The 15,028-nt window shown below is 39.7% G+C and carries 9 protein-coding genes; 3 read left to right on the forward strand and 6 right to left on the reverse strand.

The window, feature by feature from the left end:
• Nucleotides 1–238 (forward strand): transposase (locus EZ456_RS14905; protein WP_165501332.1); only part of this gene is annotated, 238 nt, incomplete at its 5' end.
• 610 nt (nt 239–848) lie between these two features.
• Here EZ456_RS14905 and EZ456_RS14910 read toward each other — a convergent pair.
• The 3 genes from EZ456_RS14910 to EZ456_RS14920 form a co-directional block, all read right to left on the reverse strand.
• Nucleotides 849–2,516, reverse strand: a complete 1,668-nt coding sequence (locus EZ456_RS14910) for a GH39 family glycosyl hydrolase (RefSeq protein ID WP_131531415.1) — start codon at nt 2,514–2,516, stop codon at nt 849–851.
• An 81-nt stretch (nt 2,517–2,597) separates the two neighbouring features.
• The gene (locus EZ456_RS14915) at nt 2,598–5,561 is read right to left on the reverse strand and encodes a glycoside hydrolase family 2 protein (protein ID WP_131531417.1); all 2,964 of its coding nucleotides are present in this window, start codon (nt 5,559–5,561) and stop codon (nt 2,598–2,600) included.
• The gene (locus EZ456_RS14920; protein WP_131531419.1) at nt 5,561–6,571 is read right to left on the reverse strand and encodes a family 43 glycosylhydrolase; all 1,011 of its coding nucleotides are present in this window, start codon (nt 6,569–6,571) and stop codon (nt 5,561–5,563) included. Before EZ456_RS14920 ends, EZ456_RS14915 begins: the two co-directional genes overlap by 1 nt.
• Before the next feature lie 341 nt (nt 6,572–6,912).
• Here EZ456_RS14920 and EZ456_RS14925 point away from each other — a divergent pair, with 341 nt between their 5' ends.
• Nucleotides 6,913–7,188, forward strand: a complete 276-nt coding sequence (locus tag EZ456_RS14925) for a type II toxin-antitoxin system Phd/YefM family antitoxin (RefSeq protein WP_165501333.1) — start codon at nt 6,913–6,915, stop codon at nt 7,186–7,188.
• Nucleotides 7,189–7,191: 3 nt separating this feature from the next.
• Nucleotides 7,192–7,467 carry a Txe/YoeB family addiction module toxin gene (locus EZ456_RS14930; protein WP_131531423.1) on the forward strand — a complete coding sequence of 92 codons (276 nt, stop codon included), beginning with the start codon at nt 7,192–7,194 and terminating at the stop codon, nt 7,465–7,467.
• A gap of 117 nt (nt 7,468–7,584) precedes the next feature.
• Here the strand turns inward: EZ456_RS14930 and EZ456_RS14935 are convergent, their stop codons facing one another.
• From EZ456_RS14935 to EZ456_RS14945, 3 genes are all read right to left on the reverse strand, one after another.
• Complete coding sequence (locus EZ456_RS14935) at nt 7,585–9,555, reverse strand: RagB/SusD family nutrient uptake outer membrane protein (protein WP_131531424.1); 1,971 nt, start codon at nt 9,553–9,555, stop codon at nt 7,585–7,587.
• A gap of 22 nt (nt 9,556–9,577) precedes the next feature.
• The gene (locus tag EZ456_RS14940) at nt 9,578–12,802 is read right to left on the reverse strand and encodes a SusC/RagA family TonB-linked outer membrane protein (protein WP_131531426.1); all 3,225 of its coding nucleotides are present in this window, start codon (nt 12,800–12,802) and stop codon (nt 9,578–9,580) included.
• A gap of 856 nt (nt 12,803–13,658) precedes the next feature.
• A complete protein-coding gene (locus tag EZ456_RS14945; protein ID WP_131531428.1) occupies nt 13,659–15,023 on the reverse strand; it encodes a DUF3526 domain-containing protein in 1,365 nt (454 codons plus the stop codon).
• Nucleotides 15,024–15,028 lie beyond the last annotated feature (5 nt).

Consider the following 15,028-nt stretch of genomic DNA (forward strand, 5'->3'; position numbering starts at 1 on the left):
AGGTAAAACCAGGGTACACCGGATGGCTAATAAAGAGCTTAAAAGATTGCTGCATATGTGTGCATTATCTCTAATTCAACATAATGCGGAATTCAAAACATATTATAATAGAAAAAAGGATGAAGGGAAGCATAGCATGAGCATAATTAATGCTGTTAGAAACAAGATAGCACTAAGAGTTGCTGCAGTTATAAAAAATCAAGCCAGCTATAAAAATAACTATAATATGGCTGCTTAAAATTTGTTTTTATCATAACAATCATGCTGATCCGATAGCTATCGGATTTATTTCAGCATCTTTCTTGCTAATAACAAGATTTGATATCTTAAAAACTATACTTTGGAGATAAATGTTGATTTTTTTTCCGCTCTTTGCCGCGGGGCATGGTACTTTGGAGCGCCAAAGTACCCAAAGCGCTTTGTCAATCCGGCAATGTGGCTCCTCACCACCCACGCTCATCAAAAAACAGCAGCACTTTGTTTTGTGTTCAATTCTCGTGAAAGCTTTAACTCATCGCTTATGAACACAAAACCACTGCGTTTTAGGTTTGGTAGTGCTATTTGTTCTATACTGCATCTGTTTTTTGATTTTCTGCCACTTGGGATTGAACGCCTAAAAACCCACACATCAAGATGTGTCCACACGATAGGCGCAGGCGGGAATCTTAATGCAACATATAAACCTAGCTAAAACATTAAGATTCCCAATCAAGTTGGGAATGACGATCCACCTGTAACTATTGTTTGCGCTCGTTTCCAAATGAGTGCGTAAATAACATTACGATTATCGAAAAAATACTTCTTTATTCCGTGCTTGCAGTGTTTCCGTGGAAAAAAAAGCGATATATCTACCAATCTAACTTCAACAAAGCTACCCCTTGCCGGGCCAATTCCATTTCAAAAGCGCCGCTTGTGGTATCAAATTTCCTGGGTTTACCAATCATTTTAAGTTGCCCTACTTTTTCTAATGCTGCAATCTGTTTTGCATCTGGATTTGGAGGTGAACCCATTTTTTTCCATGCTGTATAGGAATTGCTGTTTTCGGTATCAATGCAATATGCTGTGAGGGTTACCGTTTTAACAGGCAACTTATTCAGCAAGATGGAAACAGCACCTTTCGAGTCCGTTTTATCCTCATCGTGATAATTCCACAACATAACAGCGGCTGTTTTCTCCGCTTTAGTGGCTAAAACACCTATATCTGTCTGCGGTTTTCTGATACTCGAATCCAAAATAGCATTTAAATTGTACATGCGGTTACTTATGGCTTCAACACGGTTCCCTTTCATCTGGCCAAACATTCTGAATACATTTAAAACAGGTTTATCCACACCGTTGGTGGCTAAATCTCTAAAGCCAGCAAACCAAGGCTGGTTTTCGAATTCGAACGACCAGGTAACAGCGCCCAACAGATTGATGTTATATTTATCTGTAAGTTCATAAAGCCGGGCAAATGAAGCTGCGGTATAGCTCGAATACATGGTGCCGTTTCGGTAGGCATTTTCGGGGTTAGTACTCATGCCGCAAGCGGCACAACCTTCGGGATCAGATTCACCAATAATTACAGGGATGTTTTTAAGCTGAGGATATTTACTGATGATTTTATAATTGCCATCAATATTGCGGAGCTGAGCCCTTACATTCATCACTACAGTTCCATTAACTACCTTTGGCGATCCTTTGGCATGAAAAAGTACAGCGTCTAAAGGAGAACCGATTTTGCCTGTTACATAATTGGTATCGGTTAAACAATGTTTAATAAAGGCATCTAAATACTTGGTGCCTCCACCTGTTACATTGGCGCCACCAATTTTTGCAGTGGGTAAAGCCCTTTTAAGCCCATCGGCAGCGTAATCGTAAAGTTTAAAGAATTCTGCCTGTGTGCCTTTCCAATAAGCTCCATCCGGCTCATTCCACACTTCCCAATACCAGCTCTCCACCTCAGCCTTGCCATAACGTGCTACGCTGTGTTTAACCCATTCGTAAACAAGATTGCCCCATTTTTTATAATCTTTAGGCGGGTAGGCCCAGCCGGTTAAAATTTCATCATAACGGGCACCTGGTTTCCATTTATGTTGGTAAGGAAAAGGTTTGGTTGATAAGGCTTCAGGCATAAAGCCAATTTGGGCTAAAGGTTTCATGCCCCTTTTTACATAAGTATCAAAAATCTGATCAACAATTTTCCAGTTATAAACCGGATTACCCTTGGCATCTTCAGTGTAAGCGTTGGTCGATCCCCATTTTAAAGCTGGAGTACCATCTCCAGAGGTTAGCAAATTATGCGCACGTACGTACACCGGAACCGGACTTAATTTTGAAATTTCCGTCAGCAGTTTCTGTCCATCTTTCATGTAGGTATAATTCGGTTCATCATAACCAAACCATGCCCATATTGGTTTCATTGGGGCAATATTCTTGTCGAAATTAACCACAACATTAGCTTTAGATTGAGCATTTGCTGTATAGACAAAAACGGATAAGCTAAAAAATAGGTAAATGCTTTTTAATGTTTTCATATTGTGTTATTTATTTTGGTCAAGACTTCCGAAGTTTATCAGGGCTCGTTGCCCTGGTAAACTTCGGAAGTCTGGCGCGACCTAAGGCTGCTGGTAAATTTCTGCTTCAATAATACTTAAACCACCTTTTAGTTTGGTTTCTGCACGGTCAACACCATCATCAAGTTTTTTACCGTTTACCTCAACGCCAACATTCGAGTTTTCTTTTTCTTTTCCTGAACCCACTAACTGTATGGTTACTGTTTTTCCTTTTGTTGCTTTACAATTAGCGGTAAAATATCCCAGGCTTGGTTTACTATTGCCTTCGAAAACTACCTTTCCATCAACTAAGATCCTCAATGGGTAAATTTTGGTTCTAAAACCATTCAGTTTCAAAGATACTGCAGATATGGTACTTTCTTTTGCTAAAGTATATTTGATCCATGCGGTAGCAATCTTTCCATCATTCACCCAATCACTCAATTCATTATCATCGAAGCTTAAATTGGCTTTATCGTTATTGGCGCCAGCTTCGGCAGCAACAATTTTGATCGATTTACGGGAAGCTGTGTATGAGGGATCAAGTGGTGTTGCGCCTTTGCTTAAGTTTGGTTTCAAGCCATCGCTTGGCAATTGGCCAGATAATCCCTGTGCAGTTTTAATCGGTAAAGTTTCGAAAGAAAGGCTCGCAGGCTGCAAGCCTTCAACTTTTGCCGTTAAATTAATTTTTCCGGCAGTAGTTGTCGATCTGATGAGCACTCTGTTCACCCCATTTTCAACGGGCAGGTTTTTAGCTAAAATATAATTATCTGGTCCTTGAGCTAAACCTCCACGCCATTCTGCAGGGCCATCTAAGCTAAAGCTGATCATATCTGAAGCGGTAGGGCAACGATTTCCGTTCTGATCTATTACTTCAATCTGAACCAATATCACATCGGCACCATCGGCTTTAAAGCCACTCGGATTTTTTATTGGGGTGAGTTTTAAAGCAACAGCTTTACCTGCTGTTTTCAATTGGGTTTCGGCCAGTTTTTTTCCAGCTGACGAATAGGATATAGCTTTAATTGTTCCCGCCTGATAACTAATGTTCTTAAAAGTGAATAGAAAACCATTACTTTTTTCACCAAAACCAAGCGATTTATTGTTCAAAACCAATTCTACCTTGTCGCCACTAGCCACCACATATACATTCTTTTTTACACCCGTCTTGTAGTTCCAGTGCCCGATTAAATGAATGCCAGTTTTTTTAGTGTCAACCCAACCATCCCACATCACTTTGTGTGCAAAAAAAGCATCTTTAGGGATACGCATCGCATCTACTTCGCCACTTCTCCGGTAGTTTTCTTCTCCGCGATGATGGGTATTCGAATCAGAAAATATAATGTTAACCCCACCAGAGCTTACCCTGGTTCCAGTTCCTGGGCGTTCTTCGTAATATTCGTTCCAACGGATTATATCTTCAATGGCAAAAGAATCCTGGTTGCGGTTATAATCACTGGCATCCGCATCTTTGTATTTAGGGCCTGCGCCATTTACATGGAAGGGAGGAGAGAACTCATCCCAATATTTCCGCAGGGCCTCATCTCTCGAATATTCCATAGACCATACAGGTTTGGTTGCGCTTTTGTTGATATACAACATTTCGCCCCCATATTCTGCTTCTGGAATATCGAGCATTTCTCTCGATCCAATAGCTCTGCCTCCATTTGGGTCGTAAAGATTTCTAATCTCTTTCATTTCCTGTATGTGCGCTGCACTGATCGATTCGTTTCCACATTCGTAAAAAACGATACTCGGGTTATTGCGGTTGTAAATAATGGCATCTGTCATTACCGCTTTTCGTTGGTCCCAACGGGTACCGGTAACATCTTTTTCCGAATCTCCGGCAGGCATGGCCTGGATCAAACCTACGCGATCGCAAGATTCTATATCCTGTTTCCAAGGGGTAATATGCATCCAGCGTACCAAATTGGCATTACTTTCTACCATGAGTTGATTGCTGTAATCGCTTAACCAGGGTGGCACCGATAAGCCAATTGCCGGCCACTCGTTACTGCTGCGCTGGGCATAACCCTTCATCATCAATACACGATCATTCAAATAAACCATCCCGTTTTTAAATGCTGTTTTTCTAAACCCGGTGTTGGTGCTCAGCTCATCGATAATCTTGCCTTCAGATTTTAATCTTGAAGTAACGGTGTACAAGTAGCCATAGCCCCAGCTCCAAAAATTTAAACCGGTTACTAATGCTTCGGCTTTTAAGGTTAAAGTATCGCCAGCTTTGATATTGGTTTCTGCAGATTTAAAAGTTTTAACGATTTTTCCATCAAGGTCTTTAAGTTCTACCTCATAAACCAGTTTTTTATCCGTTGCACTTTCATTTTTAACCTGCGATTCGGAAACCACCAAGGCTGATTTACCTTTAATATTGAAATCTTTAGCGTAACAATAGTTACCTGTGGTTTTTAAAGTAGAATAAAGTGGAAGTGTTTGATATACATTACCGGTAACGTGCAAGCGTACGTTTTTTGATATCCCCCCGTAATTGGCATTAAAGTTTTTATCGTTCCATTGGTAGCCAGAGTTGGTCGCTTTTTCTTTGTAGTTCCAGGCATTATCGATTCTAACTGCAATCACATTTTCTTTGTTCTGATTAATTAAGCTGCTAATGTCGAACCCAAAGGCCATTACGCCATTTTCATGTCGGCCAATAAATTTTCCGTTCAGGTAAAATTCACCAGCCTGCCTAATGCCTTCAAATTCAAGGAATATTTTATGGTTTGGATTGTTTTCTGGAATGGTAAAATGCTTGCGGTACCAGGCGATGCCAGTTGATAAATCCTCTATCGATTTTTTAAAGGCTTCATCTTCGTTCCAGGCATAGGGTAGGGTAATGGTTTTCCATGTTTTGTCGTCAAAATCGGTACTTTCTGCACCAGATAAATCACCTACAAAGAGTTTCCAGCCAGGATTAAAGTTGTAGCTTTTTCTTTGATCAGTTGCTTGTTGTGCCAAAGCGATAAAGGGTAGGAGCGCAACCATTAAGAAAAGGTAAATGTGCTTCATTATATTTGGTTAGGGTTTAATTTAATAGCTAAGAATTTATCACGGTTGCAGCTGATTTCACCATTGAGGTATTCTAATTCTGCAAGTTGAATTACGCTTCTTCTAGTTGTTGCGTTGTCGATACCTTTATTCCCAGGTATTCGGCCAGGATGGGTAAAATAGTAAATATAGGCTTTGTCTCCGTTCACTATAACATCAGCATGACCGCCTATTACACCATCATCGGTTCCTTTTCCGGGTTCCTGTAAAATATTTTTAGGCTGCCGTTTCCAGCTGAGGAGATCTATAGATGAATATATGCCTAAACCGTTCCAGTTGTCGACCACCATCCAATAGGTGTTTTTCCAATAGAATACTTTTGGACCTTCGCAGCCTTTATCGCCAATCAATTTTTTGCCGCTATCTTCCCAATGGTACAGGTCTTTACTATCGGCATAATAGATCGATTTGCCAGCCATTTCATTGTTATAATACATGCGCCAGCCTTTGTTGTTAGGCAGTTTAAATACACAGGCATCAATGCAGCGGTCGGAGGCGAGCTTCAGTTTTGATTCGAATTTCCAGTTGATGAGATTTTTGCTGGTCAGGTGAACAATGTACCGCGGGTGACGCCAATCGTTAAAAACGCCAGGCACGTAGGTTAAATACATGTGGTATATCCCTTTATTTTCGATCACTTCTGGTGCCCAATGGGTATAATCGGTTAATCGGTATTGAATATCGCAGGTATCGCGGTAATTCCATTTTACACCATCTTTCGATTCGGCAATGCCAATCCTTGTGCCGTGCACCCAGCTCACCCCATCAAGGTTTTTTTCGTTGGCTCTGCGGTTGGTATAAAACATAAACCACTTTTTTTCGCCTTTATTCCAGATCACTACCGGATCGGCAGCGCCATCATAAACAGGATCGCTGTACAATGGTTTGGGAACGCGTTGTACTTTATTGCTTTTTTGGCCAAAGGCGTATATCGAAAATAGCATGAAACCGGCTAGCAAGATTTTCTTCATCTCTGAATTGGTAATTAAATGGAATTTTCTATTCTACAGGGAAATGAAACACCATTAATAAAAAAGGAAATATTTGGTTAAATAGTTTAAACGAGTTTAGCGTTTAAAATTGAGAGGGCCATCCTGCTCTATCCTGTAGAAAATGACCGGAATAAACTGCAAATGGCTTTAAGCGTGTTTGAAATAACGCTAACGGGCTATGTTATAGAAGTAACAAATGCAATACAAAAATTTTAGATTTCGTAATGTTGAGGAAATCATTTGTTGATCTTTGGATGTTAGTGTTTATTTGGTTTTTTGTACATAATGACGTACATTTGATTGTACGTAAATTTTATATAATGAAAGCAGTAACCATTTCTTCGCTCAGAACAAACATGAAGAGCTACTTTGATGAAATAAGTGCTACAGAGGATGTTTTAATTGTACCACGAAATAACAACGAAGATGATGCTGTTGTAGTAATTTCTATTAAAGAATACAATGCACTTACAGAAACTGCACATCTCATGTCAACGGAAGCAAATCGTAAAAGATTGGAAAACTCAATTGAAAGTTTGAAAGTAGGTAATACTAGGAGATTCTCTTTGGAAGACGGAAAATCGGTTGAGGCCTAAGCTATGAATATCGTATTTACCGAAGAAGCCTGGGAAGATTTTGAATATTGGATGGATAATGATGGGGAAGCAGAAAGAAAAATCAGAGAACTGTTGAAGGACATAAAGAGAACCCCGTTTCATGGTTTGGGCAAACCAGAACCATTAAAGCATAATTTAAAAGGCTTTTGGTCGAGGCGAATTACCGGAGAACACCGTTTGGTATACCAAATATCAGGAACCAAAGGTAAAGACCAACAATGTGCAGTTATTCAATGTCGTTTCCATTATAATAAATAGTGAGTAGATATGAACATGCAAAGATTTTTGGATAAAATATAGTCATATCCACATTCGATAAACAAAAAGAGCAATTTACCATAGGGCAAATTGCTCTTTTTATAAGGCTTAGTTTGTTTACCAGCCTGGGTTTTGTATGGCCTGTTTTTGTGCAGGAGTTAAAGCTTCTCCACCAATTTTAAGTACATCTAAGAAATTTTGTGGAATTGGTCTCAAGTAATGTTTGTTTTCTGCAGGTTTAGCCTCAAGGTTAAATGCAGCTGTTCGTGCTACCAACGTTTTGGTACGGGCCAAATCTTCCCATCTCATGAGTTCGCCCATTAATTCTCTCGAGCGTTCATCTAAAATGAAAGCCTTAAATTTATCTGCATTTGAACTTGCCGCAACTTTATCATAAAAATCTTTATTCGAGTTGAAAATATCAGCTTCGCTATTTAAGTGCATTGACGTTAGTGTGTTAGCAGTAGTTACAGGGATGTTATTTGATTCGAAATAGGTATTTTTATCTGAATATGATACAAAGCCTGAGCTGTTAACTGCCGGATTGGTTTTATAGGAAACACCACCATCAACATAAGCAGAACGATCTTCACCCTCTTTATAAGCTGCGCGATCGCGCACACTATTCAGGTATGGAATGGCCTGTGCATATTGTCCCAATCGTCCGTAAGCTTCGGCAGCAATTAGATAGGTTTCGGCAAGGCGCGCCAAAATTCCATCGCGCTGACCAAATTGCGAGGCAATTAAATTTCTGGAACCATCCATAAATTTCGAAAGCGCAGGGTATTGACTTACGCCATAATTACCATGTGCGTTTAAATAGCTCTGAGCTTGGCCGGCAAAATACCTAACGTAAATGCTTGGTGCTCTCAGTGTAATGTTTGTACTGGTGTAACGGGTATCGTTAGCATCATTGATGATATATAGAATTGATTCCTGACCACCGGTAAATTTAACCTGATTAACAAGTGCAGGGGTAGGAGCAGTTGCTGCCGTCCACTTGGGTGCACCAGCTGGGTTGTTGCATAAATAGCGCGTTTTAAAACTTTTCCAAAACCTCGAGTCGTTAACACGGTCAAAAACATCAATAGCATAGTCAGTTGATCTCATGCGCTGAAATTCACGGCCACCAGGGATATCACGCTGCATGCCCGGAAGGTTTTGATAAACAGATGGATAATACAAGTGAACCTGATTTCCATAACGGCCTTGTGTAGCCGTGTTATTGGAGAATTGAGCAGCAAGAATAATTTCTTTATTGCTTTCGTTGGGGCCATCTACAGCTGTAAAGTTCCAAAGATCACTAAAGTTCGTGGCTAAGGTGTGTTGACCACTGCCAATTACTAAATCGGCATATTTAACTGCGTTTTGAAGATCGGCAGTTTTGGTATCGCCATTCCAATCGTTATTCATTTCACTTGCACGGAACAGATATGCTTTGGCCAAAAAATGTGCTGCTGCCCATTTTGTAAGTCTTCCGGTTTCTCCTGGCGTAGCAGGAAGCAGGGTATAAGCCTGAATAAAATCCTGGATTACCTGTTCGTATACCTCTTTTGCTGAATTTCTGGTAAACTCTTCTTTAATGATTTCTAAAGATTCGAGCTGTAAAGGAACGCCACCAAATTGTTTAACCAATTTAAAATAATCGAAGGCACGCATAAAATAACCTTCACCTAAGCGAGTATTCTTATTGGCACCAGTATAATAGACCGGTACATTTTTAATCACAATGTTTGCCGAATTAATATTGGTATACATGTTGTCGAAAACAGCCTGTACATCGCTATTAAATGAGTTTAAACTACCGTCGTAAGAATTCCACATCTGTTCTGTTCTATCACCGCCTACGGTAAATTCATCTACGCCATAATTGGTGCTGGTATAAGCCCAGGTATAATTAAAATGGAACTTTAAGCTTTGGTACATTCCAATAACCAACCCATCTAACCCTTCTGTTTTTTGGAAATCGGATGTATTGCGTGAGTTGATCACTTCTTCATCCAGGAAACTTTTTTTACAGGAAGTGGGAAGGATCATTAAGCTTCCTAACAAAGCCACACCTGATATTATATTTATAATCTTTTTCATAATCAATATTTTTTTCGTTCGGTTAAAAACTTGCGTTAACGCCAAATACAACACCTCTGTTAAAAGTAGAACCACCCAGATCCGGATCGATCCATTTAACGTTAGAATAAATTAAACCCGGATTAATTACCTGTGCATAAACTCTTAATCTTGATAATGTTAATTTTTTAGTGATGTTTTCAGCGAAATTATAACCCAATGATATATTTCTGATCTTAATAAATGAGCCGTCCTGATAATTCATAGCGCTTTTATATTGGTCGCCTGCTGCACTGGCATAATTTGGTGCCGGATAAGCGTTTGTTGGATTCGTTGGCGTCCAATAATCTAATACGCGTTGTGCAAACCTGCCTTGTAAGGCTTCAGCGCCAGTTTCGATCAGGAAGTTATAGCGTGCTACAATAAATACAGATAAATCGAAACCTTTGTAACCAAATGTGTTGGTTAAACCGCCTGTCCAGCTTGGGTTATAGTGGCCTAATACCTGACGATCATTGTTGGCATCTATTTTATAATCACCATTTAGATCCCTGATTTTGATACTGCCAGCTCTAAAGTAACTGGCCAGTGGTAGATTGGCATTAAATTTTGCCATTTCAGCCATGTCTTCTGGTGTATTTTGCCAGATACCATCCTTTACAAAATCGTAAGCCACACCATTCCGCTGACCAATAAAGAAACGGTCAAGAACCATATTACCGCCGTTTAATGCAAGAATTTCATCTTTACTAACCGAGAAACTCAAAGTAGATTCCCAGCTAAAATCTTTTGTTTTTGCATTAACCGTATTTAAGGTTAAGTCGAAACCTCTATTCTTAGTCGATCCGATGTTATCAAATGAGGTAGGGTAACCATTAATAATGTTAATGTTCTTTTGCAGGATCAGGTCTGTGGTTTTCGATTTATAAAAATCTAATGATCCGCTAATTCTTCCTCTTAACAAGTCGAAATCTAATCCCAGATTATACTGTAGGGTTTTCTCCCAGCTTAATAATTTGTTTGGGAAGGAAATAGGGTTGGCCAAAGAGGCATCTGATGCTACATATCCGATTTGTGCAGAACTACCAAAAGTATAGGTAAGCGGTTGCAATAAGCCTAAGGTGCTACCAATATCTACTGATGAGTTCCCTGTACTACCCACCCCAAGCCTTAATTTCAACTGGTTTACCCATTTAATGTTTTTCATGAAATCTTCTTGCTCTATACGCCATGCCAGTGCCGCAGATGGGAAAAAATCCCATTTGTTGCCTGCCGCCAATTGAGAGGCGCCATCCCAACGGGTAGAAGCAGTTAATAGGTACTTATTGTTGAAACTGTAGTTTATCCTGGCCATGTAAGATGCCAAAGTGGATTTTCTTAGATCCGTATCAAAGCCATCTAAAGCCGTAATACTTGCCGCTCTCAATCCATACCAAAGGGGGGCAATTAGATTTATTTTACTTCCTGTTAATGATGAAGATTCATCTCTGAAAGAAGAAGAACTTTGTAGCAAGGTTACACCGAAATTGTGTTTATCGATGGTTTTATCATAGTATAATAAGTGATCGAGCGTATAGGCAAATTTATTGCTCTGGTTTAACTGTGCATAATTGTTAACCGAACCTGGTATACCTGCATCGCGGTTCACCGATTTTGCATCCTGATATCTGCCATTATAATAATTAGAAAAATCAGGTCCGAAATTGATGCGGTATTTCAATCCCTTTAAAATATTAACCTCAGCAAATGCCGATCCTAATGTTCTTAATGTCTTACGAAGGTTGATGTTATAATCAGCCTCTAGAACTGGGTTTTGGATATTGATATCTCCTCCCGGCAAGTTAATTCTATTGCCATTTGCATCATAAGGAACAGCCAAAGGAAGCATGCCCCTTGCTGCTGCATAAATATTACCAGCACCCGATGCACTGGCTGCCTGGAAACCATAGTTTTGTAAACCATAAGTGGCGGTTAGGTTAAGTCCCATTTTGAACCATTTAACTGGTGCAAGTTCAACGCTTAATTTACCGCTATATCTTTCAAAATCTTGTCCTAATTGCGTTCCTGTCTGGTTTAAATAACCGAACGATCCATATGCCTTTATTTTATCTGTACCACCACTCACGCTCAATACATGATCCTGCGTAATCCCGGTCCTGGTTACTAAATCACCCCAATCTGTAGTTGGAACTAAGCTGCCATCATAAACACCATTTTGCCAGCCTGCTGCAATGTTTGCTGTTACATAGCTATCGTTAGGGAAAATGCGGTTGTCGTCTGTTTGTGTAGGTATAGTGGGATAGGTAGCATTAGGTTGCGCTGCTGGATTTAAATAACCTACCCTTCGGAAAGCATCACGCCTAAATTCGATATACTGTCCCGAATTCATCATTTCCATCCTGTCATTCAGTGTTTCAATAGTTGCAGTACCTACGTAATCCATTGTTAACCGCCCAGTTTTACCTTTTTTAGTGGTTACTAAAACAACACCGTTTGCGCCACGCGAACCATAGACTGCTGTTGCTGATGCATCTTTTAGGATATCGATCGTTTCGATGTCGTTAGGGTTAATGGCGTCGATACCACCGGCTTGCAATGGAATCCCGTCTACAACATATAATGGAGAGTTACTTGCTTTTAACGACCTAACCCCTCTGATTAATATGCTTCCCAATTGGCCCGGTCGTTCGTTCGATGTTATATCTACACCTGCAGCTTTACCCTGAATGGCTTGTAGCGCATTGGTTACTGGTCTTGATCTGATTTCTTTAGCGCCGAGACTTACTACCGCTCCTGTTAAATCGCTTTTTTTAACCGTATTGTAACCTACAACTACAACCTCGTCTAAATCATTTGTTGAACTTTTTAGTTGAATGCTGATAGTCGTTTTTCCCTCTACAGGGACTTCTTGTGTGGTATATCCGATATATGAAACCACCAAAACCGGGTTACTCACCGTTGATGGAATCGTAATGGAAAAAGCACCATTGGCATCAGTAGAGGCTACAATAGTCGTACCTTTTACTTTTATACTAACGCCAACTAAGGTTTCACCTTTTTCATCAACAATTTTTCCCTTAAGGTTAACATCTCGTTTGCTCGTTGAAATGTTTGTACCCCCAGTTCCTAGTGTTGCTTTACGATTGGCTGCGTTTGCAGTACTCGCGACACAGAGTAGGCATAACGCCGACATACCCGTAATTAGGATTTTTTTGTACGAAGAGCCTTTTCGTCGCTTTAGATTTTCTGGATAAAAATTAAGATCCATAGTTTTATTGGTTTTGTAAATATTTGGTTATTTGGCCAAATAGCATATTAGATGGGACGTGCTATCTGTTCTGAGGGCATATGATTAAGCAATTAATCCATTATTTTCTGGATTTATTACCTGTTTACGATGAAAAATGAGTTAGTTTTTAATGTTTTGGCTATACCTGGCTTATTATTCTTATTTGTTCCACGGCTTTAAAATGGCAATATTGAGGTAATTTGGAGCAAACTATTGCATTAGGTTGGCGTAATTTTCTTGCTCATGTAGGTATTGATTAAAGGGAATTGATTATACTTGGTTGTACGAGATTAGAACATTTATTTGGGTAATCCGTCCTGCTCCATCCTGTAAGGCATAGCCAGATGTAAAGATTTTCTTCTTTGGGTAATAGATTTTAGCGCATTGGCCAATAGTTTATTTGGCTGCAACTAAAGGATGAATCCATACTGCTTCTGATTGCAGCTAATTAATTTTACGATAAAAAAAAAGCCTGTATTTTAAATATAGAATTGTCATCCTGAAGGATAATTTATTGTATAAAATGAATATTAGCGACGGGGGTTTTTTACTCCTATGCCGACGAGGAATCGTCATTGCGAGGAGGCCTTTTCAGCCGACAAAGCAATCTTACAACTATCGCTAGTAGCGAGCGCTTTAAGATTGCTTCGTGCCTCGCAATGACGATCTTTCTATTGGGTCCGTCAATAGTAGCCTGTCAAAGGACCTGTTTAAATGCCTCGCGAAGCGTTTCGTCTACTTGTCCCGATTTTTCGGGAAACTCAATGTGACAAATTCGAATGGAATCACAAATATGAGACAGCCTCATTTTTATATTGTTTCAACTACAATAAACCTAAAATTGTTCCTGCCGCTTAAAGTTAATAGCTGTTGTTCCAATTAGGATTACGGTTAAGATCGATATAGATAGCAAATTAACCCATACAGATGGCCTTTGCTGAGGAGTATATTTTTCCAGTTTATAATCTTTAATATCAGTACTGCCTACTACTTTATTAAGGAAGATGCTCGGATAAAAATGCAGCCGGATCTGCTCATGATATTTTCTAACCGCCTGCTGAAAATCGAGGTGGGTACTAAGATCCGATCCAGCCATATTGTTTATCCCTAACTGGGTTTGTATGGTAGGGAAGAACAATGCAAGCGTATTGGTAAATCGCTGTCTGACGGCCAGTTTATTCTCGATCGCGAGCCTACTCGCCATGGCCTGATCATCGCCCATTTGCTGCATGGCATAATACCAGAACCAGCTAAAGGTTTTCTCTTGTGGGAAGGGATACTGCTTCAGTTCCGGATAATGTTCAAAAAATGGTTTCATCGTAACTTCTTTGGCCATATCCCATTTTTCGTGGTAACCTTCGCGTTGGTTAATTACATGCTGCAGTGCTTCTGGCATGGGATATTTTCGGCTAAGAAAAAGATTAAGTGATGCTGGAATTATAATGCAGATAAGTACCCAAACGGCAACCAATGCCGATGCATTAAAGTTAGATGATTTTGCTAAAGAAATGATAAAAAATGAAACTGCAAACCAGAAAGCCAGATAAAGCATGAGCAAAGCGGTAACTGAAAAAAAGGTAAAATCTACAGGTAAATGCAGATAAAGAATGGCTACAAATAACAACAATAAAGCAACAGTAAAAATTACGGCTACCCTAACTAAAAATTTTTGCCAGATTACCTGAAAAGACTGGTTGGTTTGTGCCCTTAACAACGACCAAAGCCCGCTTTCTTTTTGCTCCGAAAGTAAGTTATAGTTAAAGGCAATAATCACCAGGGGAAATAAAAAGATAAATACGAAACTCAGATCCATATTTCCCAAAAGCAGGCTTACCGGGTTATTAATATCCGTATCGTAAAGTTGGCCTTCTAAGCCCAACATCGTTACCGAAATTAAATAAGGATTAATATCTCGCTGCCCATTGGCAAAAGCGGCCCAGGCATTGGGTGCATTGGCCAATGAAAACTTATTGTGGTAAAACAATAAGCCAATATCTTTACCAAAATGATCGATATTGCTGAGGGTGTTTTTCTTTTGTAGCATTGCTGCTTTTTCAATTACGGCCTGTTGGTCGGCAATAAATGTTTTGCCGAAATACAAACCGGCAAAGCCTGTAATCAGCAGTACAATGATGCCGATCCATGAGGAGCTGTTTCTAAAAAACAGTTTAAATTCGAGGTTATATATACTTTTTTTCATCCTTA

This window comes from Pedobacter psychrodurus (assembly GCF_004331735.1).
Classification (GTDB): Bacteria; Bacteroidota; Bacteroidia; order Sphingobacteriales; family Sphingobacteriaceae; genus Pedobacter; species Pedobacter psychrodurus.

Bases quoted from the DNA above. Each gene is read 5' to 3' on its own strand.
- EZ456_RS14910 (WP_131531415.1), bottom strand. From the start codon at position 2,516: ATGAAAACATTAAAAAGCATTTACCTATTTTTTAGCTTATCCGTTTTT.
- EZ456_RS14915 (WP_131531417.1), bottom strand. From the start codon at position 5,561: ATGAAGCACATTTACCTTTTCTTAATGGTTGCGCTCCTACCCTTTATC.
- EZ456_RS14920 (WP_131531419.1), bottom strand. From the start codon at position 6,571: ATGAAGAAAATCTTGCTAGCCGGTTTCATGCTATTTTCGATATACGCC.
- EZ456_RS14925 (WP_165501333.1), top strand. From the start codon at position 6,913: ATGAAAGCAGTAACCATTTCTTCGCTCAGAACAAACATGAAGAGCTAC.
- EZ456_RS14930 (WP_131531423.1), top strand. From the start codon at position 7,192: ATGAATATCGTATTTACCGAAGAAGCCTGGGAAGATTTTGAATATTGG.
- EZ456_RS14935 (WP_131531424.1), bottom strand. From the start codon at position 9,555: ATGAAAAAGATTATAAATATAATATCAGGTGTGGCTTTGTTAGGAAGC.
- EZ456_RS14940 (WP_131531426.1), bottom strand. From the start codon at position 12,802: ATGGATCTTAATTTTTATCCAGAAAATCTAAAGCGACGAAAAGGCTCT.
- EZ456_RS14945 (WP_131531428.1), bottom strand. From the start codon at position 15,023: ATGAAAAAAAGTATATATAACCTCGAATTTAAACTGTTTTTTAGAAAC.